Below are 24,338 nucleotides of genomic sequence, written 5' to 3'. Positions count from 1 at the left end.
CAGGGGGCATTGTGTACCGCGTACCTACTGCGGGGTGTCGGAACGCCGCCGGATCCTGCTCCCGAGCCACACCAGCGGGTCGTACTTGCGGTCCACCGCCCGCTCCTTCAGCGGGATCAGCGCATTGTCGGTGATCTTGATGCCCTCGGGGCAGACCTCCGTGCAGCACTTGGTGATGTTGCAGTAGCCGAGCCCGTGTTCGTCCTGTGCGGTGCGCTTGCGGTCCAGGCCCGCCTCCGCCGCGGCGTCCAGCGGGTGCATGTCGAGCTCCGCCACCCGCATCAGGAAGCGCGGGCCCGCGAAGACCGGCTTGTTCTCCTCGTGGTCACGCACCACGTGGCAGGTGTCCTGGCACAGGAAGCACTCGATGCACTTGCGGAACTCCTGCGAGCGCTCCACGTCCATCTGCTGCATCCGGTACGCGCCCGGGGCCACCCCCTCCGGCGGTACGAAGGCCGGCACCTCCCGCGCCTTCTGGTAGTTGAAGGACACGTCCGTGACCAGGTCCCGGACGACAGGGAAGGCGCGCAGCGGGGTGACCGTGATCGTCTCGGACCGCTCGAAGGTCGACATGCGCGTCATGCACATCAGCCGCGGCCGGCCGTTGATCTCCGCGCTGCACGAGCCGCACTTGCCGGCCTTGCAGTTCCAGCGCACGGCGAGGTCCGAGGCCTGGGTGGCCTGGAGCCGGTGGACGATGTCCAGGACCACCTCCCCGTCGTGCACCTCGACGGTGAAGTCCCGCAGTTCCCCGCCCTCCGCGTCGCCCCGCCAGACACGGAAGCTCGCGTCGTACGTACTCATTCGTACAGCTCCTCTTCGGCGAGGTACTTGACCAGCTCTTCCTTCTCGAAGAGCGCGAGCAGGTCGGGACGGATGGGGTCGGTGCGCACCCGGGTGAGCTCGATCCGGTCGGCTGCCGGATCCTGCGGCACCGGGTCGACCGGGCGGCACAGCAGGTTCACCGGGCGCCAGCTCCGCTCCATCGCCGGGCAGTCCTCGCGGGTGTGCCCGCCCCGGCTCTCGGTGCGTTCCAGTGCGGCGCGGGCCACGCACTCGCTGACCAGCAGCATGTTGCGCAGGTCCAGGGCGAGGTGCCAGCCCGGGTTGAACTGCCGGTGGCCCTCCACCCCGGCCCGGGAGGCCCGCTCGCGCAGGCCCGCCAGCTTCTCCAGGGCCTCGGACATCTCGCCCGCCCGCCGGATGATGCCGACCAGGTCGTTCATGGTCGTCTGGAGTTCCTGGTGGAGCGTGTACGGGTTCTCCGCGCCGTCCGCGGCGTGGAACGGGGCCAGCGCCTCCGCGGCCGCCGCGTCGATCTCCGCCTGGGAGACGGCGGGGCGGGCGTCACCGGTGGCCGCTGCGTGCTCCGCCGCGTGCAGCCCCGCCCGGCGGCCGAAGACCAGCAGGTCGGACAGGGAGTTGCCGCCCAGCCGGTTCGAGCCGTGCATCCCGCCCGCGACCTCGCCCGCCGCGAACAGCCCCGGCACGCCGACGGTGGCGGCGGTCTCGGAGTCGACCGCGATCCCGCCCATCACGTAGTGGCAGGTCGGGCCGACCTCCATCGGCTCCGCCGTGATGTCCACGTCCGCCAGCTCCTTGAACTGGTGGTACATGGAGGGAAGCCGCCGCTTGATCTTCTCGGCGGGCATCCGCGTCGACACGTCGAGGAAGACACCGCCGTGCGGGGAGCCGCGGCCCGCCTTCACCTCCGAGTTGATGGCCCGCGCCACCTCGTCGCGCGGCAGCAGCTCGGGCGGACGCCGGTTGTGGTCCGGGTCCTCGTACCAGCGGTCGCCCTCCTCCTCCGACTCGGCGTACTTCTCCTTGAACACGTCGGGGACGTAGTCGAACATGAACCGCTTGCCATCGGAGTTGCGCAGCACCCCGCCGTCACCGCGCACCGATTCGGTGACGAGGATGCCCTTCACGGAGGGCGGCCAGACCATGCCCGTGGGGTGGAACTGCACGAACTCCATGTTGAGGAGGGGCGCGCCCGCGAGGAGGGCCAGCGCGTGGCCGTCGCCGGTGTACTCCCAGGAGTTCGAGGTGGTCTTGAAGGACTTGCCGATCCCGCCCGTGGCCAGGACCACCGCCGGGGCCTCCAGCACGAAGAAGCGGCCGGACTCGCGCTCGTAGCAGAAGGTCCCCGAGACCCTCTGCCCGTCCTTCAGGCTGCGATCCTTCAAAACCCGCGTGACCGTGCACTCCTGGAAGACCTTGAGCCGGGCCTCGTAGTCCCCGTACTCCTTGAAGTCCTCCTGCTGGAGCTGGACGATCTTCTGCTGGAGGGTGCGGATCAGCTCCAGGCCCGTGCGGTCGCCCACGTGCGCGAGGCGCGGGTACTCGTGCCCGCCGAAGTTGCGCTGGGAGATCTTCCCGTCGGGCGTGCGGTCGAAGAGGGCACCCCAGGTCTCCAGTTCCCAGACCCGGTCGGGCGCCTCCTTCGCGTGCAGCTCCGCCATCCGCCACTGGTTGAGGAACTTGCCCCCGCGCATGGTGTCGCGGAAGTGCACCTGCCAGTTGTCGCCCTCGTTGACGTTGCCCATGGAGGCGGCGATCCCGCCCTCGGCCATCACCGTGTGGGCCTTGCCGAAGAGGGACTTGCAGATCACGGCCGTACGGGCGCCCCGCTCGCGGGCCTCGATCGCGGCCCGCAGCCCGGCGCCGCCCGCGCCGACCACGACCACGTCCCACTGTTGCCGGTCGACTTGAGCCATGTCAGAACAACCTCGGGTCTGTGAAGGCGCCGGTGGCGAGCAGGTACACGTAGAAGTCGCACAGGGCCACGCTGATCAGGGAGGCCCATGCGAGCTGCATGTGGCGGGTGTTGAGCCGGCTGACCCAGCCCCACAGCCGGTAGCGCACCGGGTGTTTGGAGAAGTGCTTGAGCCGGCCGCCCATGATGTGCCGGCAGGAGTGGCAGGACAGCGTGTAGGCCCAGATCAGCGTGATGTTGACCAGGAACAGCAGGGTCCCGAGGCCCATGTGGCCCCACTCGTAGTTCTCGTCGCGGAAGGTCAGCGCCGTGTCGTAGGTGAGGATGCCCGCGACCGGGACCGCCGCGTAGAAGAAGTAGCGGTGCACGTTCTGGAAGATCAGCGGGAAGCGGGTCTCGCCCGTGTACTTCGCGTGCGGTTCGGCGACGGCGCAGGCCGGCGGCGAGGCCCAGAAGCCCCGGTAGTAGGCCTTGCGGTAGTAGTAGCAGGTCAGCCGGAAGCCGAGCGGGAAGATCAGGATCAGCAGGGCGGGGGAGAGGACCCACCAGCTGCCGAAGAGGTCCCAGTTCGGGCCGCCGCGCATCTCCTGGCAGTTCTCCGCGAGACACGGGGAGTAGAAGGGGGAGACGTACGGGGCCGCGTAGTAGTCGGCGTTCGAGAAGGCCCGCCAGGTCGAGTAGACGATGAAGGCGAGCAGCCCGGCCGCGGTGCCGGCGGGGGCCAGCCACCACCGGTCGGTACGCAGGTGCCGGGCAGAGATCGCGGCCCGCGAGGCGTCGTGGACGCCGGCGGGCCGCTGCTGGAGTGGTTCCGTGCCTGTGGCCAAGGGGGACTCCGGGTGGAGTGATGAGGGGTGGCCCAGGAGGCCCGGCCGCGGGGCGGCCGGGCCAGATGGGGTGTGCGGACCGGACGGGGTGTGCGGGGGAGCCGGGCCGGTCAGGGAGCGCGGCGGTCGCGGGCGCCGAGGCCCTCGTCGTCCACGTCCTGCCACAGCGTGGCGTCGTACGGTGTGTCCGGGACCGTCACCATGCGGGACGGGTCCGGAGCGGCCGCCGGCGTCGAGCTCCCGGGCTTCTGGCGCCTGGCCTGCCGTTCCAGCTGCTCGACCTTGCGCGTCAGCTCGTCCAGGTTGCGTCGTACGGCGGTCAGATCGTCTTGCAGGGACATGATGTGACCTCACTTCCGCAGGGTGCGGTGGCAATGGCAACGCTCATGTGCGCCTGCGAGTGTCGCGCTTCCCGTCCCCGGTTGTGAAGGGACGTGCAGCGATTGCGGGCGCGCAGGCGTGAACTGTGCGCCCCTCCCTGCACCCCATTCTCGTCCCTCTCCCGGGGGAACGCCCCTTCGGCGCGCAAACGGCATTGGTCCGCACGGGTGGGGTTCGCGGCGTGGCGAGGGGCCGGTGCGAGGGGTGCGGCGGGATGTCGATTTCAGTGGTTTTCGGCAACCGGTGTGATCAGCTCCATATACCGCCGAACGTGATCATGCGTCCCCCCACGTCCCGCCCCCGGAGGTACCACCCATGTCCCAGAGAAGGCGCAGGTCCTTGGCGCTGCTGACCTCGGGAGTCCTCGCGCTGCCGCTGCTCGCGGGCTGCGGTGCGGGTGACGACGAGGGCGGCCCGGCCGCCGCCGGACAGGACATCGCCGCGACCAAGCGCGACCAGGTCGCCGACGGCGGCACGCTGCGCTGGGCGGTGGACCGCATCCCGGACACGCTGAACACCTTCCAGGCCGATGCCGACGCCACCACCGGCCGGATCACCGGGGCGGTGCTGCCGCAGCTGTTCGTCCTGGACGCCCGGGGACGTCCGGTGGCCAATCCCGACTACCTGGAGAAGGCCGAGGTCGTCGAGCGGGAGCCCAAGCAGGTCGTCCTGTACAAGCTGAACCAGCAGGCCGTGTGGAGCGACGGCCGCGAGATCGGCGCGGCGGACTTCGTGGCCCAGTGGCGGGCCCTGAACGGCAAGGACTCGGCGTACTGGACCGCCCGCAACGCCGGCTACGAGCGGATCGAGAAGATCGAACGGGGCAAGACCGACCTGGAGGTCAAGGTCACCTTCGTCAAGCCGTACGCGGACTGGCGCTCCCTGTTCACCCCGCTCTACCCCAAGCAGGTCACCGGTACCCCGGACGCCTTCAACGAGAGCGCCCGGAACACGCTCAAGGCGACCGCCGGGCCCTTCGCGCTCGGCGCGGTCGACAAGAAGACAGGCACCGTGGCCCTGACCCGCAACCCGCGCTGGTGGGGATCCCCGGCCAAGCTGGACTCCGTCGTCCTGACGGCCGTGCCCCGGGCGGACCGGCCGGCGGCGCTGGCCGCGGGCAAGCTCGACCTGGCCGAGATCGACCGCGCTGGCGCCGACCGGATCGCCCTGGCCCAGAAGGAGGCCGCCGCCAAGGAGGCCGCGGGCAAGGGCGCCCAGGGCAACGGCGCCCCGGCCGACGACGGCGCCGCGGGCGCGGGCGGTGTCCCGGCGCACGGCCCGGCCGCGGCGCTGACCCCGGCGCAGGCCACCCTGTCGTGGGCGAACGCCTTCGGCGCGGACGAGGCCAAGGCCGCGGCCGAGAAGGAGAACCGCCAGAAGCACGCCGACGCGGTCAAGCGGTACGCCGACGAGCAGACGGCCCTGCGGACCTTCACCGTCCGCAAGTCCCTCGAGCCCGCCTACACCCAGCTCGCCATGAACGGGGCCTCCGGACCGCTCGCCGACGAGCGCGTGCGCCGGGCGGTGGCCCGGGCCCTGGACCGCAAGCAGCTCGCCGAACTCGTGCTGAAGCCGCTCGGCCTGCCCGCGAAGCCGGTGGGCAGCCACCTGGCCCTGGCCGGGCAGCGGGCGTACGAGGACAACAGCGACTCCCTCGGCGGCCTCGACACCAAGGCGGCCCAGGCCCTGCTCGCGGACGCCGGCTGGCGCCTCGGCGGGAAGATCACCGAGCCCGCCGGCGCCAAGGCCGGCCCCGAGAGCGAGAAGCAGGACGACTCGAAGACCCCGTCGACGCCCTCGGGCCCGGGCACCGGCAACGACGGCCTCTACATCGTGGGCCAGGACGACCAGCGCAACGGCGAGCTCCGCACGGCCGCCTCCGACCTGCGGGCGGTGACGACCTCCGCGGCCCGCCGGGAGCACCAGGGCACGCTCGGCAGCCGCCCCGAGGGCCCCGAGGGCCACAGCGGCGACGGAGCCCTGGCCGAGGGCGAGGCCGCCTACGGACCCGACGGGGAGATCGTCGACGCCGACGTCTTCGCCCGCGGCGCGGCCGGAGCCCGGCCCTCCCCGGTGCTGGCGCCCGCCCCCTTCACGGCGCAGCAGGAGCACTCCCTCCTCGCCCAGGCCGCGGGGATGGCCGCGGTCGAGGACGGCAAGCGCAGCCCGGCCCGCGACGCGGAAGCCGCCGAGCCCCCCGCCCAGGGCTCCCCGGCCCCGGCCAAGCAGGCCACCCGCACCTCCGGCTCCGTACTGGCCAAGGACGGCAAGCCGCTGACCCTGCGCTTCGTGGTCCCGGCGGGCCCGGGCTCGGAGGCCCTGCGCACGGTCGGCGAGCGGATCTCCCGGATGCTCCGCCCGCTCGGCGTGAACACCGAGATGACCAAGGTCGCCGACGAGAGCTTCTTCAAGGACCACATCGCGGCCGGCCAGTACGACCTGGCCCTCTACTCGTGGCCGGCGACCGCGTACCCCGCCACCGACGCCCGGCCCATCTTCGCCAAGCCGGAGCCGGCCGCGGACGGCTCGCTGCTCGTCGAACAGAACTACACCCGGGTCGGCACCGACCAGATCGACCAGCTCTTCGACCAGGCGCTCGGCTCCCTGGACGAGGACGAGTCCCGCGACCTGATGCGCAAGGCGGACGCCCGGATCTGGGCCGCCGCCGGCTCCATCCCGCTCTACCAGCGCCCCGAGCTGGTCGCGGTCAAGCCGGGCCTGGTCAACGCGGGCGCCTTCGGCCTCGGCGCCCCCCGCTTCCAGGACATCGGCTGGAAGAAGCCGCCGACCGCCAAGGACAAGAAGAAGTAGGCGGGGCGGGCGCGCCGCAAGAAGGAGGGCGGCGTAAGAAGTGGTGACAAACAGGTGCCTGTCCGGTTGACCGGCGGGTCGCAACCTCAGATGTGACTCAAGTCCCTTGCCCGCCGGATCACCGGCGGGCAAGGTCTTGGCCACACCCACTGATCTGCCCATTGACCCGCATGATTCCCGGCAGGACCGGCAGCCGACGCACCCCACCCCGCATTCGGCCACGCTCATACGTCCGGCCTCTTGACAGACCCCCCGGCAGGCGGTTCCCGCTGCGCGACGTACCATGGGGTAAGGCCGTGGCAGGTTTTCGCCCGGCCGAGGCGAGCGTGCCGGACCGTACGCGACGCCATCCACTATCCCGGGAGAAGCGCCGAAGTGCCCACGCGCCACGACATCCGTAACGTCGCCATCGTCGCCCACGTCGACCATGGCAAGACGACCATCGTCGATGCCATGCTCAAGCAGGCCGGTGCCTTCGCCGCCCACCAGCAGCTCGACGACCGCATGATGGACTCGAACGACCTGGAGCGTGAGAAGGGCATCACGATCCTCGCCAAGAACACGGCGGTGAAGTACCACCCCAAGGACGGCGGGGCGCCCATCACGATCAACATCATCGACACCCCCGGCCACGCCGACTTCGGTGGTGAGGTCGAGCGCGGTCTGTCGATGGTGGACGCCGTCGTCCTGCTGGTGGACGCCTCCGAGGGTCCGCTGCCCCAGACCCGCTTCGTGCTCCGCAAGGCCCTCCAGCAGCGCAAGCCGGTCATCCTCTGCATCAACAAGACGGACCGCCCGGACTCCCGGATCGACGAGGTCGTCAACGAGACCTACGACCTGTTCCTGGACCTGGACGCCGACGAGGACCAGATCGAGTTCCCGATCGTCTACGCCTGCGGCCGTGACGGCATCGCCTCGCTGACCAAGCCGGAGGACGGCACCGTCCCCGCCGACAGCGAGAACCTGGAGCCGTTCTTCTCCACCATCCTGGAGCACGTCCCGGCCCCGGTGTACGACGAGGAGGCCCCCCTCCAGGCCCACGTCACCAACCTGGACGCCGACAACTTCCTCGGCCGCATCGCGCTGCTCCGCGTCGAGCAGGGCGAGCTGCGCAAGGGCCAGACGGTCGCGTGGATCAAGCGTGACGGCTCGATCTCGAACGTCCGCATCACCGAGCTGATGATGACCGAGGCGCTCACCCGCAAGCCCGCCGAGGTCGCCGGCCCCGGTGACATCTGCGCGGTCGCCGGTATCCCCGAGATCATGATCGGTGAGACCCTGGCCGACCCGGAGAACCCGATCGCCCTGCCGCTCATCACGGTGGACGAGCCGGCCATCTCCATGGTCATCGGCACCAACACCTCCCCGATGGTCGGCCGCGGCGGCTCCGGCAAGGGCGCGGACGCGAAGGCTGCGGTCAAGGACCGCAAGGTCACCGCGCGCCAGGTCAAGGACCGCCTCGACCGCGAGCTGATCGGTAACGTCTCGCTGCGCGTCCTGGACACCGAGCGTCCGGACGCCTGGGAGGTCCAGGGCCGTGGTGAGCTCGCGCTCGCCATCCTGGTCGAGCAGATGCGCCGCGAGGGCTTCGAGCTGACCATCGGCAAGCCGCAGGTCGTCACCCGCGAGATCGACGGCAAGGTGCACGAGCCGGTCGAGCGCATGACGATCGACGTGCCCGAGGAGCACATGGGCGCCGTCACGCAGCTCATGGGTGTCCGCAAGGGCCGCATGGACAACATGTCGAACCACGGCTCCGGCTGGGTCCGCATGGAGTTCGTCGTTCCGTCCCGTGGCCTCATCGGCTTCCGTACGGAGTTCCTGACCCAGACCCGCGGCACCGGCATCGGCCACTCGATCCACGAGGGCCACGAGCCGTGGTTCGGCCAGCTGGTCACCCGTAACAACGGCTCCCTGGTCGCCGACCGCGCCGGTGCGGTCACCGCGTTCGCGATGACCAACCTCCAGGAGCGCGGCGTCCTGTTCACCGACCCCGGCACCGAGGTGTACGAGGGCATGATCGTCGGCGAGAACTCCCGCGCCGACGACATGGACGTGAACATCACGAAGGAGAAGAAGCTCACCAACATGCGCTCCTCCTCCGCGGACACCTTCGAGGCGATCGTCCCGCCGCGCAAGCTCTCCCTGGAGCAGTCCCTGGAGTTCTGCCGCGACGACGAGTGCGTCGAGGTGACCCCCGAGGCCGTCCGCATCCGCAAGGTCGTCCTGGACCAGAAGGAGCGCTCGCGCACCGCCTCGCGCGCCAAGTCCGCCAAGTAGTACCCTCGCCAACCCGGTCGCCGCTTGGGCGGCGACGGGCCGGCGGGTGAATGGCCGAAACACCGCAGAACCCAGCAGCCCCTCCTGTCACGTAGCCCGTGACGGGAGGGGCTGTTCGCTTTTGTCAAGCGGATTGTTGCGTTCTGATGTCCGGATACCGGCCGTGACACTCCGGAAGATGAACTAACCGTCCGTTTCGCACGTGTCTGTCTCCTATCCGTTTGTCCGGATTTCGGGTTTTCGACATGAGGTGATGTTGTGAAAACGAGACCACTTAAGTGTGGTTTACCGGTTGGGCGTCCCTGAGGATGGCTCCATTGAGCTCGGGTCAATGGGTCACGCGCTGTGGGGAGCGCCGACTCACGAGCACACACGATGGGACCGGATTTCGCTGTCAGGGGTGTCAGCGGGCCGGGACCTTCACGTATCGACAGTGACTCCTGAGGAGGCAATTACCCATGCGCGGAGCAACGAGCGCCAAGTGGGTCGCGGGTGCCGTCATCGTGGCGATGGCCGCCACGGCCTGCAGCACCAGCAAGGACGAGGCCGGCAGCAAGAAGGGCGGCAACATCACCGTCGTTCTCGGCGAGCCGCAGCACGGCCTGATCGGTCAGAACACCGCGGAGTCCGAGGGCGCCGAGGTTCTGAACTCGGTCTTCACCGCTCTGGTGGACTACGACATGAAGACCAACGAGCCGAAGCTCGCGGTCGCCAAGTCGATCGAGACCACCGACTCCAAGACCTGGACGATCAAGGTCAAGGACGGCTACACCTTCCACAACGGCGAGAAGGTCGACGCCAAGTCCTTCGTCCGCGCGTGGAACTGGGGTGCCAACCAGGACAACGCCGCCGAGGGCATGCCGTTCTTCTCGAAGATCGAGGGCTCCGAGGAGCTGGCTCCGGGCAAGGACAAGAAGCCCACCGCCACCGAGCTCAAGGGCCTGAAGATCGTCGACGAGATGACCTTCACCGTCACGCTGAAGGACCCGTTCTCGCAGTTCAAGTCGATGCTCGGCTACAACGCCTTCTACCCGCTGCCGGCGGCGTTCGAGGCGGACCCGAAGAAGTTCGGCGAGCAGCCCATCGGCAACGGCCCGTTCCAGATGGACGGCGCCTGGGAGCACAACAAGCAGATCAAGATCAAGCGGTACGACAAGTACCCGGCCGAGGGTCGCGCCAAGCTCGAGGGCGTCACCTTCAAGATCTACGACAACCTGGACACGGCGTACAACGACCTGCGCGCCGACACCCTCCAGATCGTCGACAAGCTCCCGATCTCGGCGCTGGCCACCGTCTCCCAGGAGTTCGGCGACCGCTACATCTACAAGCCCGAGTCCGGCGTCGGCTACATCGGTCTGCCGCTCGCGCAGAACCCCGAGGTCTTCGGCAAGGTCGAGGTCCGCAAGGCCATCTCGATGGCCATCGACCGGGACGCCATCACGAAGACCATCTTCAACGGCTCCCGCAAGCCGGCCGACGACTTCGTCAGCCCGATCATCCCGGGCTACCGCAAGGGTGCGCTCGGCGAGGCCGGTACCTACAACCCGACCAAGGCGAAGGAACTCCTCGCCCAGGCCGGCGGTATCCCCGGCAACAAGATCGAGCTCGGCTACAACGCCGACGGTGGCCACAAGGAGTGGATCGAGGCCGTCGCGAACCAGCTGAAGAACAACCTCGGCATCGAGGTCACCGCCAAGCCGTTCACCAAGTTCGGTGAGATGCTCGACGACCTCGGTGCCTCGAAGTACAAGGGTGCCTTCCGTATGGGCTGGGTCATGGACTACCCGGCCATGGAGAACTACCTGCGTCCGATCTTCTCGAAGGTCGCCATCGACCAGGGCTCCAACTACGGGCACTACGTGAACGAGGAGTTCGAGACCGTCCTCAACAAGGCCGACCAGGCTGCCGACCCGGCTGAGGGTCTGAAGCTGTACCAGCAGGCCGACGACATCCTCGTCAAGGACCTGCCGTACATCCCGGTCTTCACGTACATGTCTTCTTCGGCCTACTCCAAGACCGTGAAGAACGTCGAGGTCGATGCTCAGGGCCGCATGGACCTGGCGAACGTCGAGCTCAACTAACACCCCTCTTCACTAAGGGGATCCCGGGGGCGGGCAAGCGGAATCAGGTTTCCGCTTGCCTGCCCTTTCCCCCTGTTCTTCTGCTGGAGGTCTGATGGGCCGCTACCTCATCCGCCGACTCATACAGGCGATCCCTGTTCTGATCGGCGCCACGTTCCTCATTTATTACCTGTCGTTCCAACTCCCCGGCGACCCGATCCAGGCACTGGCGGGGGACAGGAAGGCAGACCCGATCATCGCGGACATGCTTCGCAAGAAGTACCACCTCGATGACTCGTTCCTGGCGCAGTACTGGAACTACATCACCAACCTGTTCCAGGGGAACTTCGGTGAGACCCTGACCGGTCGTTCCGTCTGGGACAAGATCACCGAAGCCTTCCCGTACACCTTCAACCTGGCGATCGTGGCCTTCCTGATCGAGGCCGCCGTCGGCGTGCTGGCCGGCATCATGGCCGCCCTGCGCCGCGGCAAGTTCCTCGACCAGCTGGTGCTCCTCTCCACGCTGATGGTCATCTCGATCCCGGTCTTCGTGACCGGCTTCATCCTGCAGCTGACGCTGGGCGTCCAGCTCAAGAACAGCTACGGCATCGACTTCTTCCCGGTCTCCTTCAACGAGAACGACGGCCTGCGCGCCTACATGCTCCCGGCACTGGTGCTCGCCTCGACCTCGCTGGCTTACGTGGCACGACTGACCCGTACCAGCCTGATGGAGACCATGCGCGCCGACTACGTGCGCACCGCCACTGCGAAGGGCCTGCCCCGTCGCCGTGTCGTCGGCAGCCACGCGCTGCGCAACGCGCTCATCCCGATCGTCACCTTCCTCGGCGCCGACCTCGGCGGCCTCATGGGCGGCGCGGTCATCACGGAGAAGATCTTCAACATCCACGGGATCGGCGGCCTGCTGGCCGAGTCGGTCTACCGCAAGGAAGGCACCGTGATCGTGGGCGTCGTCTCGCTCCTGATCATCGTGTATCTCGTCGCCAACCTGATCGTGGACATGCTCTACGCCGTGCTCGACCCGAGGATCCGCTATGCGTGACACAACTACGGTGGGGGATGAGTTGACCGACACCCAGACCGCTGGAGCGCCCTCCGCGAGCACGGTCAGCAGCACCTCCCGCAAGAAGCCGAAGAAGGAGCGCGAGGCCAGCCTCTGGTCCGACGCCATCTCCGACCTCCGGCGCAACCCCATCTTCCTGATCGGTGCGGCGCTCGTCGTCTTCCTGATCGTGCTGTCCGCCGTGCCCCAGTGGTTCACGTCCGGCAGCCCCTTCGACGCGGGCGTCTGCCAGCTCTCGGACTCGCTCAAGAAGCCGAGCGCCGACCACTGGTTCGGCTTCGACATCCAGGGCTGCGACGTCTACACCCGCACCATCTGGGCGGCGCGCAACTCGATCATCGTCGGTATCGTCACCACCAGCCTGGTGATCATCGTCGGTGGTCTGCTGGGTCTCCTGGCCGGCTGGGTCGGCGGGTTCGTCGACAGCATGCTGTCCCGCTTCACCGAGATCTTCTTCGCCATCCCGCTGCTCCTCGGCGGCATGCTGATCATGTCGGGCCTCGGCAAGGGCAACGCCTGGACCGTGTCCGTCGTGCTCGCCACCCTCGGCTGGCCGCAGATCTTCCGCATCATGCGGTCCTCGGTGCTGCAGAACAAGAACAACGACTACGTGGTCGCGGCCCGCGCCCTCGGTGCCGGCACGATGCGCATCACCATGCGCCACATCCTGCCGAACGCCATCGCGCCCGTCATCGTGGTCGGTGCGATCAGCCTCGGTGTGTACATCTCCGCCGAAGCGGCGCTGTCGTACCTCGGCATCGGTGTCCAGCCGCCCGGCATCTCCTGGGGCCTGATGGTCAGCGACGCCTCCGTCCGCTGGCTGCAGGCACCGCACGTGCTCCTCTTCCCGGCCGCCGCGCTGAGCATCACCGTGCTCGCGTTCATCATGGTCGGCGACGCGGTGCGCGACGCCCTCGACCCGAAGCTGCGCTGAGGAAGGGCGTACGTTGACCATCATCGACAAGACCTCGAACGTTCCTGCCCCGCGCAAGGCGCCGGACGGAACCCCCCTGCTCGAAGTGCGCGACCTGCACGTCGAGTTCCACACCCGCGACGGTGTCGCCAAGGCCGTCAACGGCGTCTCGTACTCGGTGAACGCCGGCGAGACCCTCGCCGTCCTCGGCGAGTCCGGCTCCGGCAAGTCCGTGACGGCGCAGGCCATCATGGGCATCCTGGACATGCCCCCCGGCAAGATCCCCTCCGGCGAGATCCTGTTCCAGGGCACGGACCTGCTCAAGCTCCCGGCCGAGGAGTACCGCAAGATCCGCGGTTCGAAGATCGCCATGATCTTCCAGGACGCCCTGTCCTCGCTGAACCCGGTGCACACCGTCGGCGCCCAGCTCGGCGAGATGTTCCGCGTCCACCGCGGCATGTCGAAGAAGGACGCCACGGGCAAGGCCGTCGAGCTCATGGACCGCGTGAAGATCCCCGCCGCCAAGGCGCGCGTGGGTGACTACCCGCACCAGTTCTCCGGCGGTATGCGCCAGCGCATCATGATCGCCATGGCGATGGCCCTGGAGCCCGAGCTGATCATCGCCGACGAGCCCACCACGGCTCTCGACGTGACGGTCCAGGCCCAGGTCATGGACCTGCTCGCGGAACTCCAGCGCGAGATGAACATGGGTCTGATCCTGATCACCCACGACCTCGGCGTCGTCGCCGACGTCGCGGACAAGATCGCCGTCATGTACGGCGGCCGGATCGTCGAGAACGCCCCGGTCCACGAGATCTACAAGCGCCCCGCGCACCCGTACACCCGCGGCCTGCTGGACTCGATCCCGCGCCTGGACCAGAAGGGCCAGGAGCTCTACGCGATCAAGGGCCTGCCGCCCAACCTGCTCAACATCCCCACGGGCTGCGCCTTCAACCCGCGCTGCCCCAAGGCCCAGGACATCTGCCGCACCGACGTTCCCGTCCTGCACCAGGTGACCGAGCAGGACGGCACGGAGCTGCCCGGCCGCGGCAGCGCGTGCCACTTCTGGAAGGAGCAGCTCCATGGCTGAGCTCACCAAGAACGCCCCCGAGCGCGAGCCGATCCTCCAGGTGCGCAACCTGGTCAAGCACTTCCCGCTGACCCAGGGCATCCTGTTCAAGAAGCAGGTCGGCGCGGTCAAGGCCGTGGACGGGGTCTCCTTCGACCTCTACCGCGGTGAGACCCTCGGCATCGTCGGCGAGTCCGGCTGTGGCAAGTCCACCGTCGCCAAGCTCCTGATGAGCCTCGAGAAGGCCACCGCCGGCGAGGTCTTCTACAAGGGCCAGGACATCACCAAGCTGTCGGGCAAGGCCCTCAAGGCCGTCCGCCGCAACATCCAGATGGTGTTCCAGGACCCGTACACCTCGCTCAACCCGCGCATGACGGTCGGCGACATCATCGGCGAGCCCTTCGAGATCCACCCCGAGGTGGCTCCCAAGGGCGACCGGCGCCGCAAGGTCCAGGAGCTCCTGGACGTCGTGGGTCTGAACCCGGAGTACATCAACCGCTACCCGCACCAGTTCTCCGGCGGCCAGCGCCAGCGCATCGGCATCGCCCGCGGCCTCGCGCTCAACCCGGAGATCATCATCTGCGACGAGCCGGTCTCCGCGCTCGACGTGTCGGTGCAGGCGCAGGTCATCAACCTGATGGAGAAGCTGCAGGACGAGTTCGACCTGTCGTACGTCTTCATCGCGCACGACCTGTCGATCGTCCGGCACATCTCGGACCGCGTGGGCGTCATGTACCTCGGCAAGATGGCCGAGATCGGCTCCGACGCCGAGATCTACGAGCACCCCACGCACCCGTACACCCAGGCGCTGCTCTCCGCGGTGCCGGTGCCGGACCCGGACGCCCGTGAGGGCCGCGAGCGCATCATCCTCACCGGTGACGTCCCGTCCCCGGCCAACCCGCCGTCGGGCTGCCGCTTCCGCACCCGCTGCTGGAAGGCCGAGGACCGGTGCGCCACGGAGGAGCCGCTGCTGGCGATCCCGACGCGCTTCGTCGGCGTGGACAGCCCGGCCGCGCACGAGTCGGCGTGCCACTTCGCGGAGGAGAAGGCCGTTCTGGCCGTCTGATCCCGCGTAGCCGTACGGCATCCAGGGCGCCCTGTACCGGAGACCTCCGGTACAGGGCGCCCTGGCCTTTTTCTGCGGCGCCGTTGCCGGGGGCGCTGCCCCCGGACCCCCGCGCCTCAATCGCCGGCGGGGCTTGAACCGTCCCCGGGGTGGGACAGTGGGCGGATGCGAGAACCGCACCGTCCGCTGTGCGTCCGGCCCGCCGGGCCCGGGGACGCGCCCGACATCTGCGCCCTGCTCAACGCCGTCGACGCCGTCGAGATCGGCAGACCGGAGACCGACCTCGGCACCGTCGAGGCCGATCTGAACCACCCCGCGATCGACCTGGCCACGGACTCCTGGCTCGCCTTCCGCGGCGGCCGGCTCGTGGCCTACGCCCTGGTCTGGGCCGACTCCGGCCCCGGCCGCGTCGACGGCGACCACTGCGTACTGCCCGGGCCCGAACACTCCGGGGCCGCCCTGCGGCTGCTGGAACTCATGGAGGCCCGCGCCCGCGAGCTGGCCGCCGGGGCCGAGCCGGCCCGGCTGCGGATCCAGCTCAACGTGCGGCCCACCCTCGACCTCTCCCTGCTGACCGGCCGCGGCTACCGGGGCGTCCGCCGCCACCACGTGATGACCCGCGCCCTCGACCCCGCCGCGGACCTCCCCCCGGCCCCGCCGCACGGGCTCGCCCTGCGCCACTGCGCGGCGGACGAAGCCGACCGCCGCCGGGCCCACGCCCTCGTCGAGGAGACCTTCGCCGGCCACCACGGCCACGTGGAACGCGCCTACGGGCCCTGGCTGGACCACCTCGACGCCCGGCACCTCGACTGGTCCCTGGTGTGGATCGCGAGCCTGCCCGGCCACGGTGACGTCGGCGTCCTCCTCACCCGCGACGACCGCACCAGCATGGCCTGGCTCAGCCACCTCGGCGTCCGCGAGCCCGTCCGGGGCCGGGGCATCGGAGGCTTCCTGCTGCGCCACGGCTTCGCCCTTCACGCGGCCCGCGGCCGGCGCACCGTGGGCCTCGGCGTCGACACCCGCAACGAGACCGGCGCGCTCGCGCTGTACGAGGCGCACGGCATGGCCCTGCACTACGCGGTCGAGACCTGGGAGCTGACCTTGCACCCGCACGGGTGACAGGCATCGGACGTGAGGGTGCAATCGGTCCAACCTGAAGTGCACGGGGCCCCATATGGGGCGACATTGACCCCAATCGAGTCTTGGGATCACAGGAGGCACTTCATGCGCGGAGCCACCCACGCCAAGTGGGCCGCATGTGCGGTGGCCGTCGCCCTCACGGCGACGGCCTGCGGCGGGGGCAGTGACAGCGGTGGAGGCGGTGGCTCCGGAATCGTCAGCTCCTCCTGGGGCGACCCGCAGAACCCGCTGGAGCCGGCCAACACCAACGAGGTGCAGGGCGGCAAGGTCCTCGACATGCTCTTCCGGGGCCTCAAGCGGTACGACCCGAAGACCGGCCAGGCGAACAACATGGTGGCCGAGAAGATCGAGACGACGGACAGCCAGAACTTCACGATCACGCTGAAGGACGGCTGGAAGTTCAGCAACGGCGAGGCCGTCACCGCCCAGTCGTTCGTGGACGCCTGGAACTACGGCGCGGACGTGCGCAACAAGCAGAACAACTCGCCCTTCTTCTCCGACATCGTCGGCTACGCGGACGTGCACCCGGCGACCGGGGAGCCCAAGGCCAAGACGATGTCCGGGCTGGTCGTCAAGAGCCCCACCGTCTTCACGGTCGCCCTGAAGGACAAGTTCTCCACCTGGCCCGAGACCCTCGGCTACCAGGCCTTCTCCCCGCTGCCCACGTCCTTCTTCACCGACCACACCGGCTGGCTGAACAAGCCCGTGGGCAACGGCCCGTACACGGTGGACTCGTACACCAAGGGCACCGGGATGCAGCTGCGCAAGTGGGACGCGTACCCCGGCCCGGACAAGGCGCAGAACAACGGGGTCGACCTCAAGGTCTACACCGACAACAACACCGCCTACACCGACCTGATCTCCGGCAACCTCGACCTCGTCGACGACGTGCCGGCGCAGCAGCTGAAGAACGTCAAGAACGACCTCGGCGACCGCTACATCAACCAGCCCGCCCTCATCATCCAGACCCTCACCTTCCCGCTGTACGACCCCCAGTGGAACAAGGAGGGCTCGGAGAAGGTCCGCCTGGGCATCTCGCGGGCGATCAACCGCGACGAGATCACCAAGCAGATCTTCCGGGAGACCCGCACCCCCGCCAAGGACTGGACCTCCCCGGCCCTCGGCGAGAAGGGCGGCTTCTCGGCGACGATCTGCGGCGACGCCTGCGTCTTCGACCCGGCCGAGGCCAAGAAGCTCATCCAGGAGGGCGGCGGCCTGCCCGGCGGCAAGGTCACACTGACCTCCAACGTGGACACCGGCTCGCACCGCGACTGGATGGACGCCGTCTGCAACAGCATCAACAACGCGCTGGGCGAGGGCCCCGTCTGCACGGTCAACCCGGTCGGCACCTTCGCCGACTTCCGCAACCAGCAGAGCAGTTACAAGCTGACCGGCCCGTTCCGCTCCGGCTGGCAGGCCGACTACCCGCTGATCCAGAACTTCCTGCAGCCGCTGTACTACACGGGCGCCTCGTCCAACTACGGGAAGTTCAGCAACGCGGACTTCGACAAGCTCGTCGACGAGGCCAACCGGGAGAGCGACTCCGCCGCGGCGATCGCCAAGTTCCAGGACGCCGAGAAGATCCTCGCCCAGCAGATGCCGTCCATCCCGCTCTGGTACCAGAACGGCAGCGCGGGCTACTCGGAGCGGCTCTCGGACGTGACGCTCAACCAGTTCAGCGTCCCGGTGTACGACCAGATCAAGGTCAGCTGACCACCCCCGGATCGAACCTGGAGCAGTCCATGGGACGTTATGTGATCCGGCGGCTGCTCCAGATGATCCCCGTGTTCATCGGCAGCACGTTCCTGATCTTCTTCATGGTGTACACGCTCGGCGACCCGGTCGCGGCCCTGTTCGGCGACAAGGCCCCCGACCCGGCGACCGCCGCGCGCATCCGCAAGGACCTCTACCTCGACCAGCCCCTGTGGAGGCAGTACCTGCACTACATGGGCCAGATCTTCCAGGGCGACTTCGGCACGGCCTTCAACGGCCAGTCCGTCACCGAGCTGATGGCCTCGGCCTTCCCCGTCACCCTGCGCCTGACCCTGGTCGCGATCTTCTTCGAGATCGTCATCGGCATCACCCTCGGCGTGATCAGCGGACTGCGCCGCGGCAAGGCCACCGACACCTCCGTGCTGGTGCTGACCCTCGTGGTCATCTCCGTGCCCACGTTCGTGACGGGCTACCTCCTCCAGTTCGTGTTCGGCGCCCAGCTGCACTGGGTGCGGTCCACCGTCTCCCCGGGCGCCCCCCTCAACGAGCTGATCCTGCCCGGCCTCGTGCTCGCGCTGGTCTCCCTGGCGTACGTCACGCGCCTCACGCGCACCTCCATCGCCGAGAACGTCAAGGCCGACTACGTCCGCACCGCGGTTGCCAAGGGCCTGCCGCGCCGCCGGGTCGTCACCCGCCACCTGCTGCGCAACTCCCTGATCCCGGTGGTCACCTTCATCGGCACCGACATCGGCGCCCTGATGGGCGGAGCCATCATCACCGAGCGGATCTTCAACATCCACGGCGTCGGCTTCCAGCTCTACCAGGGCATCCTGCGCAACAACTCGCCCACGGTGGTCGGCTTCGTGACCATCCTCGTCATCGTCTTCCTGCTGGCGAACCTGCTCGTCGACCTGCTCTACGCGGTCCTGGACCCGAGGATCCGTTATGCCTGATCCCGAGCGCCCCGAACCCGCCGGCTTCGACCCCGTGGGCCCCCGTCCGAAGGAGGCGGTCTCCCCCACGGGCCAGGGGGGACCCATGGATCTCGCGCTGGACGAGGCCGAAAGCGTGGAAGGCATCGAGAAGACCGCCGGACCGGGCGCCCCGGGCCCCCGGGAGCGGGCCCGCTCCCTGTGGTCCGACGCCTGGCACCAGCTGAGCCGCAACCCCGTCTTCATCGTCTCCGCAGCTCTGATCCTCTTCCTCGTCGTCATCTCGATCTGGCCGCAGCTCATCGCGAGCGGCGACCCCCTCCAGTGCGACCTCTCCAAGTCCCAGCAGGGCTCCGAACCCGGCCACCCCTTCGGCTACGACACCCAGGGCTGCGACGTCTACACCCGCACCGTCTACGGCGCCCGCGCCTCCATCACCGTCGGCGTCTGCGCCACCCTCGGCGCCGCCCTGCTCGGCTCCGCCCTCGGCGGCCTCGCCGGCTTCTTCGGCGGCTGGGGGGACTCCCTGCTCTCCCGGGTCGCCGACATCTTCTTCGGCATCCCGGTCGTCCTCGGCGGCCTGGTCTTCCTGTCGGTCGTCACCAGCACCACCGTGTGGCCGGTCGTCGGCTTCATCGTGCTCCTCGGCTGGCCGCAGATCGCCCGCATCGCCCGCGGCTCCGTGATCACCGCCAAGCAGAACGACTACGTCCAGGCCGCCCGCGCCCTCGGCGCGGGCAACGGCCGGCTGCTGCTGCGGCACGTCGGGCCCAACGCCGTCGCCCCCGTCATCGTCGTCGCCACGATCGCGCTGGGCACGTACATCTCCCTGGAGGCGACCCTGTCCTTCCTCGGCGTGGGCCTGCGGCCGCCCACGGTCTCCTGGGGCATCGACATCTCCAACGCGGCCACGCAGATCCGCAACGCCCCGCACATGCTGTTCTGGCCGGCGTGCGCCCTGAGCATCACGGTGCTCGCCTTCATCATGCTCGGCGACGCGGTGCGCGACGCCCTCGACCCCAAGCTGCGCTGAGGAGCCCCGCACATGCTGCTCGAAGTCCGCGACCTGCACGTGGAATTCAAGACGCGCGACGGAGTCGCGAAGGCGGTCAACGGCGTCGCCTACTCCGTGGACGCGGGCGAGACCCTCGCCGTGCTCGGCGAGTCCGGATCCGGCAAATCGGTGACCGCCCAGGCCGTGATGGGCATCCTCGACATGCCGCCCGGCCGCATCACGAGCGGCGAGATCATCTTCAAGGGCAAGGACCTCCTGAAGATGAAGGAGGACGAACGGCGCAGGATCCGCGGCGCAGGGATGGCCATGATCTTCCAGGACGCGCTGTCCTCCCTGAACCCCGTGCTGAGCGTGGGCGCACAGCTCGGCGAGATGTACGAGGTGCACCGCGGGATGTCCCGCAAGGACGCCAAGGCCAAGGCCGTCGAGCTCATGGACCGGGTGAAGATCCCCGCGGCCAGGGCGCGCGTGGGGGACTACCCGCACCAGTTCTCGGGCGGTATGCGCCAGCGCATCATGATCGCCATGGCGCTGGCCCTGGAGCCCTCCCTGATCATCGCGGACGAGCCGACCACCGCCCTGGACGTCACCGTCCAGGCCCAGGTGATGGACCTGCTGGCCGAGCTCCAGCGCGAGCTGCAGATGGGTCTCATCCTGATCACCCACGACCTGGGCGTGGTCGCCGACGTGGCCGACAAGATCGCCGTCATGTACGCGGGCCGGATCGTCGAGGCGGCCCCCGTCCACGCCATCTACAAGGCCCCGGCCCACCCGTACACCCGCGGCCTGCTGGACTCCATCCCGCGCCTGGACCAGAAGGGCCAGGAGCTCTACGCCATCAAGGGCCTGCCGCCCAACCTCCTGGCCATCCCCTCCGGCTGCGCCTTCAACCCGCGCTGCCCGATGGCGCAGGCCGTGTGCCGCAACGACGTCCCGCCGCTGTACGCGGTGACCGGCGCGCCCGGGGCGCGGACCAGCGCCTGCCACTTCTGGAAGGAGTGCCTCCATGGCTGAGCCCCTCCTGGAAGTGAAGGACCTCGTCAAGCACTACCCGCTGACCCAGGGCATCGTCTTCCGCAAACAGATCGGCGCCGTCAAGGCCGTGGACGGGGTCTCCTTCGCGCTGCGGGCCGGCGAAACCCTCGGCATCGTCGGGGAGTCCGGCTGCGGCAAGTCCACCGTCGCCAAGATGCTGGTGAACCTGGAGCGCCCGACGGCGGGCGCGATCTCGTACAAGGGCGAGGACCTCACCAAGCTGTCGGGCAAGGCCCTCAAGGCCGTCCGCCGCAACATCCAGATGGTGTTCCAGGACCCGTACACCTCGCTCAACCCGCGCATGACGGTCGGCGACATCATCGGCGAGCCGTACGAGATCCACCCCGAGGTGGCCCCGAAGGGCGACCGGCGCCGCAAGGTCCAGGAGCTGCTCGACGTCGTCGGCCTCAACCCCGAATACATCAACCGCTACCCGCACCAGTTCTCCGGCGGCCAGCGCCAGCGCATCGGCATCGCCCGCGGCCTCGCCCTGCAGCCCGAGATCATCGTCGCCGACGAGCCCGTTTCCGCGCTCGACGTCTCCGTCCAGGCCCAGGTGATCAACCTGCTGGAGCGGCTCCAGAACGACTTCGACCTGAGTTACGTGTTCATCGCGCACGACCTGTCGATCGTGCGGCACATCTCGGACCGGGTCGGCGTGATGTACCTGGGCCGGATCGTGGAGATCGGCTCCGACGCCCAGATCTACGACCACCCCACCCACCCCTACACGCAGGCCCTGCTCTCGGCGGTGCCCGTCCCCGACCCGGAGGCCCGCGCCCGGCGCGAGCGGATCATCCTCAGCGGCGACGTGCCCTCCCCGGCCAACCCGCCGTCCGGCTGCCGCTTCCGCACCCGCTGCTGGAAGGCGCAGCCCCGGTGCGCGGCGGAGGTCCCGCTGCTCGCGGTCCCCGCGTCCTTCCCCACGGGCCCGGCGGCCCACCCCTCGGCCTGCCACTTCGCGGCGGAGAAGCAGGTGGTGCCGCCGTCGCCCCCGGAGGGCGGTGCGGTCGGGAAAGACCCGGACCCCGGGGGCGTATGACCCGGCGCAGGGCGCCCGTTCGGGGCGCACGGCCGGGCGGATCCCGCCGAATGCGCCCCTCCGCGCTGGACATGCCCCCGGGGCGATCATTTCCGGCCACCCCGGGCGGCTCCCGGCCGACCGGTGGGGATGCTGGCCCGCTCCGACAACTCGGTTAACATGGAGGCAACTTGACCGTTTCTGCCCCGAGATCCGGGGCATGCAGCCTGTGTGACGTGCGGCCGTGCGGGTGCCGACAGCCGGCCGGAGGGGGCCAGAATCCCTCCGGCCGGCCTTGTGTGTGACCCAGCCCATGCGCGGCGTGCGCCCCTCGTGCTGCCGGAATTCGATCGATGCGCTGGTACGGATAGTTATGATCCGTAGCGCACGGTGGGTATGAGTCCTACCGAGCACTGATGCGTGTACCGATGTCCGCTCGACGTGGAGGTGAACCGCCGTGGCACTCTCGATCTCGGCCGTGGTGCTGCTGGCGATCGTCGTCTTCCTGCTGGTCCGCAGGTCGGGCCTGAAGGCGGGACACGCGGTGGTCTGCGTACTGCTCGGCTTCTATCTGGCGAGCTCCACGATCGCTCCGACCCTCAGCCAGCTCACGTCCAATGTGGCGAGCATGATCAGCGGCCTCAAGTTCTGAGGGCCCCGCCTGATCCGGGCCGACCGGCAGGGCACCCCACCCAGGTCTTGTCGTCAAACTCCCGTCTGCCCCGCGGGCGACGACGGAACTTCGACGACAGGACCTAGTCTGGGGCCATGAACGGTCTCCCCGCCCGTCGGCTGCTCCTCGTGCACGCGCACCCGGACGACGAGTCGATCAACAACGGCGTCACCATGGCCAAGTACGCGGCCGAGGGTGCCCACGTCACGCTGGTCACCTGCACCCTCGGCGAGGAGGGCGAGGTCATTCCGCCCGCCCTCGCGCACCTCACGGCCGACCGCGACGACACCCTCGGCGCCCACCGCGTCGGCGAGCTCGCCGACGCCATGGCCGAACTCGGCGTCACCGACCACCGGTTCCTCGGCGGCCCCGGTCGCTTCCGGGACTCCGGGATGATGGGCGCCCCGCAGAACGACCGCCCCGGGGCCTTCTGGTCCGCCGACGTGGACGAGGCCGCCGCCTACCTCGTCGAGGTGATCCGCGAGGTGCGCCCGCAGGTGCTCGTCACCTACGACCCGGACGGCGGTTACGGGCACCCCGACCACATCCAGGCCCACCGCGTCGCCACGCGCGCGGCCGAACTGGCCGCGGAGCGCGCCTACCGGCGCGACCTCGGCGAGCCGCACCGGATCGCGAAGGTCTACTGGAACCGCGTCCCGCTCTCGGTGGTGGAGGAGGGCTTCGCCGAACTGCGCGCGGCCGGAGCCGAGTCGCCCTTCCCGGGGATCGCCTCCCCGGAGGACGTGCCCGGGGTCGTCGCCGACGAGCGGATCACCGCCGAGATCGGGGCACCGGAGGAGCTCGCACGGGCGAAGGCCGCCGCGATGCGCGCCCACGCCACCCAGATCGCCGTGGACGGGCCCTTCTTCGCGCTCTCCAACGACCTCGGCCAGCCGCTGCTCACCCGCGAGTACTACGAACTCGTCGAGGGCGAGCCGGGCGCCCCCGCGGGCGAGCGCGAGCACGACCTGTTCGCGGGGGTCGGGGCATGACCGCGGCGCTGACCCCGGGCCGGATCGCCGGCGCCCTGGGCCTGCTGGTCCTCGGCGCGCTGACGGGCCTGGCCGGCTGGCTGGTGGTGGACCTGTGGTTCCCCGCCGGGCTGCTGCTCGGGCTGCTGGCCCTCTTCGGCCTCTTCCTCGGCGGCCGGATCGCCCTCGGAACCGGACTCGGGGTGGGCGGACCCGTGCTCGGCTGGTTCCTCGCGTACGTGATGCTCGGTGTCCCGCGCCCCGAGGGCGACTTCCTGTTGAGTTCGTCCGGAATCGGCATGTACGCCTACCTTTTGGGCGGTACGGTGCTCGCTGTGATGTGCGCCACCCTGCGCGGCCCGCTGGAGCGGCCGGTTTCGGCCGGACGGCCCGCCAAGTGACGTGGTGTCGGACTCCATAGAGGGATCCGCGGAGGGTGTGCGCGAGGGGTCGGCGGGCCCCCGCACGGGGGTTCGGTGAGGGCTCCGGAGAACCCCTGAATCCCCGGGGTCAGTTGCGTCCGGGCGGCGGCCAGTATGGTGGACGGGCCGCCGAGCTGCCCGCGCACGGTATGACGGGCGGCGGAGCCAACCGGGAGAACCTGCCTTGAGTCGTGAAACCGCCAGTTCGT

The 24,338-nt window shown here is 69.3% G+C and carries 20 protein-coding genes; 16 read left to right on the top strand and 4 right to left on the bottom strand.

Annotated features, from left to right (window positions below):
- Nucleotides 1–24: 24 nt before the first annotated feature.
- From ACIGFK_RS05655 to ACIGFK_RS05640, 4 genes are all read right to left on the bottom strand, one after another.
- Entirely contained in the window at nucleotides 25–804 is a 780-nt protein-coding gene (locus tag ACIGFK_RS05655; RefSeq protein WP_386468913.1) for a succinate dehydrogenase/fumarate reductase iron-sulfur subunit, read from the bottom strand.
- A complete protein-coding gene (locus ACIGFK_RS05650) occupies nucleotides 801–2,720 on the bottom strand; it encodes a fumarate reductase/succinate dehydrogenase flavoprotein subunit (RefSeq protein ID WP_400050670.1) in 1,920 nt (639 codons plus the stop codon). The genes ACIGFK_RS05655 and ACIGFK_RS05650 overlap by 4 nt, the downstream gene beginning before the upstream one ends.
- A 1-nt stretch (nucleotide 2,721) precedes the next feature.
- The gene (locus ACIGFK_RS05645; RefSeq protein ID WP_400050668.1) at nucleotides 2,722–3,546 is read right to left on the bottom strand and encodes a hypothetical protein; all 825 of its coding nucleotides are present in this window, start codon (nucleotides 3,544–3,546) and stop codon (nucleotides 2,722–2,724) included.
- A gap of 110 nt (nucleotides 3,547–3,656) precedes the next feature.
- A complete protein-coding gene (locus ACIGFK_RS05640; RefSeq protein WP_400050666.1) occupies nucleotides 3,657–3,887 on the bottom strand; it encodes a hypothetical protein in 231 nt (76 codons plus the stop codon).
- A gap of 355 nt (nucleotides 3,888–4,242) precedes the next feature.
- On the opposite strand from ACIGFK_RS05640, the gene ACIGFK_RS05635 reads away from it, so the two are divergent.
- The 16 genes from ACIGFK_RS05635 (at nucleotide 4,243) to ACIGFK_RS05560 (ending at nucleotide 24,108) form a co-directional block, all read left to right on the top strand.
- The gene (locus tag ACIGFK_RS05635; RefSeq protein WP_376659824.1) at nucleotides 4,243–6,738 is read left to right on the top strand and encodes an ABC transporter family substrate-binding protein; all 2,496 of its coding nucleotides are present in this window, start codon (nucleotides 4,243–4,245) and stop codon (nucleotides 6,736–6,738) included.
- 375 nt (nucleotides 6,739–7,113) lie between these two features.
- Nucleotides 7,114–9,018 carry a translational GTPase TypA gene (gene typA / locus ACIGFK_RS05630; protein ID WP_376659825.1) on the top strand — a complete coding sequence of 635 codons (1,905 nt, stop codon included), beginning with the start codon at nucleotides 7,114–7,116 and terminating at the stop codon, nucleotides 9,016–9,018.
- 458 nt (nucleotides 9,019–9,476) lie between these two features.
- Entirely contained in the window at nucleotides 9,477–11,099 is a 1,623-nt protein-coding gene (locus tag ACIGFK_RS05625; RefSeq protein WP_376659826.1) for an ABC transporter substrate-binding protein, read from the top strand.
- 94 nt (nucleotides 11,100–11,193) lie between these two features.
- On the top strand, nucleotides 11,194–12,138 hold the full coding sequence (locus ACIGFK_RS05620; protein WP_376659827.1) for an ABC transporter permease: 945 nt from the start codon (nucleotides 11,194–11,196) through the stop codon (nucleotides 12,136–12,138).
- Nucleotides 12,131–13,093 (top strand): ABC transporter permease, encoded by a 963-nt coding sequence (locus ACIGFK_RS05615; protein WP_376659828.1) that lies wholly within the window; start codon nucleotides 12,131–12,133, stop codon nucleotides 13,091–13,093. Before ACIGFK_RS05620 ends, ACIGFK_RS05615 begins: the two co-directional genes overlap by 8 nt.
- Before the next feature lie 13 nt (nucleotides 13,094–13,106).
- Entirely contained in the window at nucleotides 13,107–14,162 is a 1,056-nt protein-coding gene (locus tag ACIGFK_RS05610; RefSeq protein ID WP_400050663.1) for an ABC transporter ATP-binding protein, read from the top strand.
- Nucleotides 14,155–15,207, top strand: coding sequence for an ABC transporter ATP-binding protein (locus ACIGFK_RS05605; RefSeq protein WP_376659830.1), 1,053 nt, complete (start codon nucleotides 14,155–14,157; stop codon nucleotides 15,205–15,207). The genes ACIGFK_RS05610 and ACIGFK_RS05605 overlap by 8 nt, the downstream gene beginning before the upstream one ends.
- A gap of 165 nt (nucleotides 15,208–15,372) precedes the next feature.
- The gene (locus ACIGFK_RS05600) at nucleotides 15,373–16,326 is read left to right on the top strand and encodes a GNAT family N-acetyltransferase (protein ID WP_376659831.1); all 954 of its coding nucleotides are present in this window, start codon (nucleotides 15,373–15,375) and stop codon (nucleotides 16,324–16,326) included.
- Between the two features lie 105 nt (nucleotides 16,327–16,431).
- Nucleotides 16,432–18,060 carry an ABC transporter substrate-binding protein gene (locus ACIGFK_RS05595; protein WP_376659832.1) on the top strand — a complete coding sequence of 543 codons (1,629 nt, stop codon included), beginning with the start codon at nucleotides 16,432–16,434 and terminating at the stop codon, nucleotides 18,058–18,060.
- Nucleotides 18,061–18,089: 29 nt separating this feature from the next.
- Entirely contained in the window at nucleotides 18,090–19,013 is a 924-nt protein-coding gene (locus ACIGFK_RS05590) for an ABC transporter permease (protein WP_376659833.1), read from the top strand.
- 85 nt (nucleotides 19,014–19,098) lie between these two features.
- Nucleotides 19,099–20,025, top strand: coding sequence for an ABC transporter permease (locus ACIGFK_RS05585; protein WP_376659834.1), 927 nt, complete (start codon nucleotides 19,099–19,101; stop codon nucleotides 20,023–20,025).
- A gap of 12 nt (nucleotides 20,026–20,037) precedes the next feature.
- The gene (locus ACIGFK_RS05580) at nucleotides 20,038–21,021 is read left to right on the top strand and encodes an ABC transporter ATP-binding protein (protein ID WP_400050660.1); all 984 of its coding nucleotides are present in this window, start codon (nucleotides 20,038–20,040) and stop codon (nucleotides 21,019–21,021) included.
- Complete coding sequence (locus ACIGFK_RS05575) at nucleotides 21,014–22,084, top strand: ABC transporter ATP-binding protein (RefSeq protein ID WP_400050658.1); 1,071 nt, start codon at nucleotides 21,014–21,016, stop codon at nucleotides 22,082–22,084. Before ACIGFK_RS05580 ends, ACIGFK_RS05575 begins: the two co-directional genes overlap by 8 nt.
- A 436-nt stretch (nucleotides 22,085–22,520) precedes the next feature.
- Complete coding sequence (locus tag ACIGFK_RS05570) at nucleotides 22,521–22,715, top strand: hypothetical protein (protein WP_053677094.1); 195 nt, start codon at nucleotides 22,521–22,523, stop codon at nucleotides 22,713–22,715.
- 116 nt (nucleotides 22,716–22,831) lie between these two features.
- Nucleotides 22,832–23,728, top strand: coding sequence for an N-acetyl-1-D-myo-inositol-2-amino-2-deoxy-alpha-D-glucopyranoside deacetylase (gene mshB, locus ACIGFK_RS05565; protein WP_376659838.1), 897 nt, complete (start codon nucleotides 22,832–22,834; stop codon nucleotides 23,726–23,728).
- Nucleotides 23,725–24,108 carry a DUF6113 family protein gene (locus ACIGFK_RS05560; RefSeq protein ID WP_386468888.1) on the top strand — a complete coding sequence of 128 codons (384 nt, stop codon included), beginning with the start codon at nucleotides 23,725–23,727 and terminating at the stop codon, nucleotides 24,106–24,108. The genes mshB and ACIGFK_RS05560 overlap by 4 nt, the downstream gene beginning before the upstream one ends.
- Nucleotides 24,109–24,338 lie beyond the last annotated feature (230 nt).

Source organism: Streptomyces sp. NPDC085524, from assembly GCF_044541755.1.
GTDB lineage: Bacteria > Actinomycetota > Actinomycetes > Streptomycetales > Streptomycetaceae > Streptomyces.
The sequence above is the reverse complement of the archived record's forward strand: the minus strand, read 5'-3'. Positions and strand labels throughout refer to the sequence as shown.

Excerpts from the sequence above, each read along its gene's own strand:
- ACIGFK_RS05655 (WP_386468913.1), bottom strand. The coding sequence starts at position 804 with ATGAGTACGTACGACGCGAGCTTCCGTGTCTGGCGGGGCGACGCGGAG.
- ACIGFK_RS05650 (WP_400050670.1), bottom strand. The coding sequence starts at position 2,720 with ATGGCTCAAGTCGACCGGCAACAGTGGGACGTGGTCGTGGTCGGCGCG.
- ACIGFK_RS05640 (WP_400050666.1), bottom strand. The coding sequence starts at position 3,887 with ATGTCCCTGCAAGACGATCTGACCGCCGTACGACGCAACCTGGACGAG.
- ACIGFK_RS05635 (WP_376659824.1), top strand. The coding sequence starts at position 4,243 with ATGTCCCAGAGAAGGCGCAGGTCCTTGGCGCTGCTGACCTCGGGAGTC.
- ACIGFK_RS05625 (WP_376659826.1), top strand. The coding sequence starts at position 9,477 with ATGCGCGGAGCAACGAGCGCCAAGTGGGTCGCGGGTGCCGTCATCGTG.
- ACIGFK_RS05620 (WP_376659827.1), top strand. The coding sequence starts at position 11,194 with ATGGGCCGCTACCTCATCCGCCGACTCATACAGGCGATCCCTGTTCTG.
- ACIGFK_RS05615 (WP_376659828.1), top strand. The coding sequence starts at position 12,131 with ATGCGTGACACAACTACGGTGGGGGATGAGTTGACCGACACCCAGACC.
- ACIGFK_RS05605 (WP_376659830.1), top strand. The coding sequence starts at position 14,155 with ATGGCTGAGCTCACCAAGAACGCCCCCGAGCGCGAGCCGATCCTCCAG.
- ACIGFK_RS05600 (WP_376659831.1), top strand. The coding sequence starts at position 15,373 with ATGCGAGAACCGCACCGTCCGCTGTGCGTCCGGCCCGCCGGGCCCGGG.
- ACIGFK_RS05595 (WP_376659832.1), top strand. The coding sequence starts at position 16,432 with ATGCGCGGAGCCACCCACGCCAAGTGGGCCGCATGTGCGGTGGCCGTC.
- ACIGFK_RS05590 (WP_376659833.1), top strand. The coding sequence starts at position 18,090 with ATGGGACGTTATGTGATCCGGCGGCTGCTCCAGATGATCCCCGTGTTC.
- ACIGFK_RS05585 (WP_376659834.1), top strand. The coding sequence starts at position 19,099 with ATGGATCTCGCGCTGGACGAGGCCGAAAGCGTGGAAGGCATCGAGAAG.
- ACIGFK_RS05580 (WP_400050660.1), top strand. The coding sequence starts at position 20,038 with ATGCTGCTCGAAGTCCGCGACCTGCACGTGGAATTCAAGACGCGCGAC.
- ACIGFK_RS05575 (WP_400050658.1), top strand. The coding sequence starts at position 21,014 with ATGGCTGAGCCCCTCCTGGAAGTGAAGGACCTCGTCAAGCACTACCCG.
- mshB (WP_376659838.1), top strand. The coding sequence starts at position 22,832 with ATGAACGGTCTCCCCGCCCGTCGGCTGCTCCTCGTGCACGCGCACCCG.
- ACIGFK_RS05560 (WP_386468888.1), top strand. The coding sequence starts at position 23,725 with ATGACCGCGGCGCTGACCCCGGGCCGGATCGCCGGCGCCCTGGGCCTG.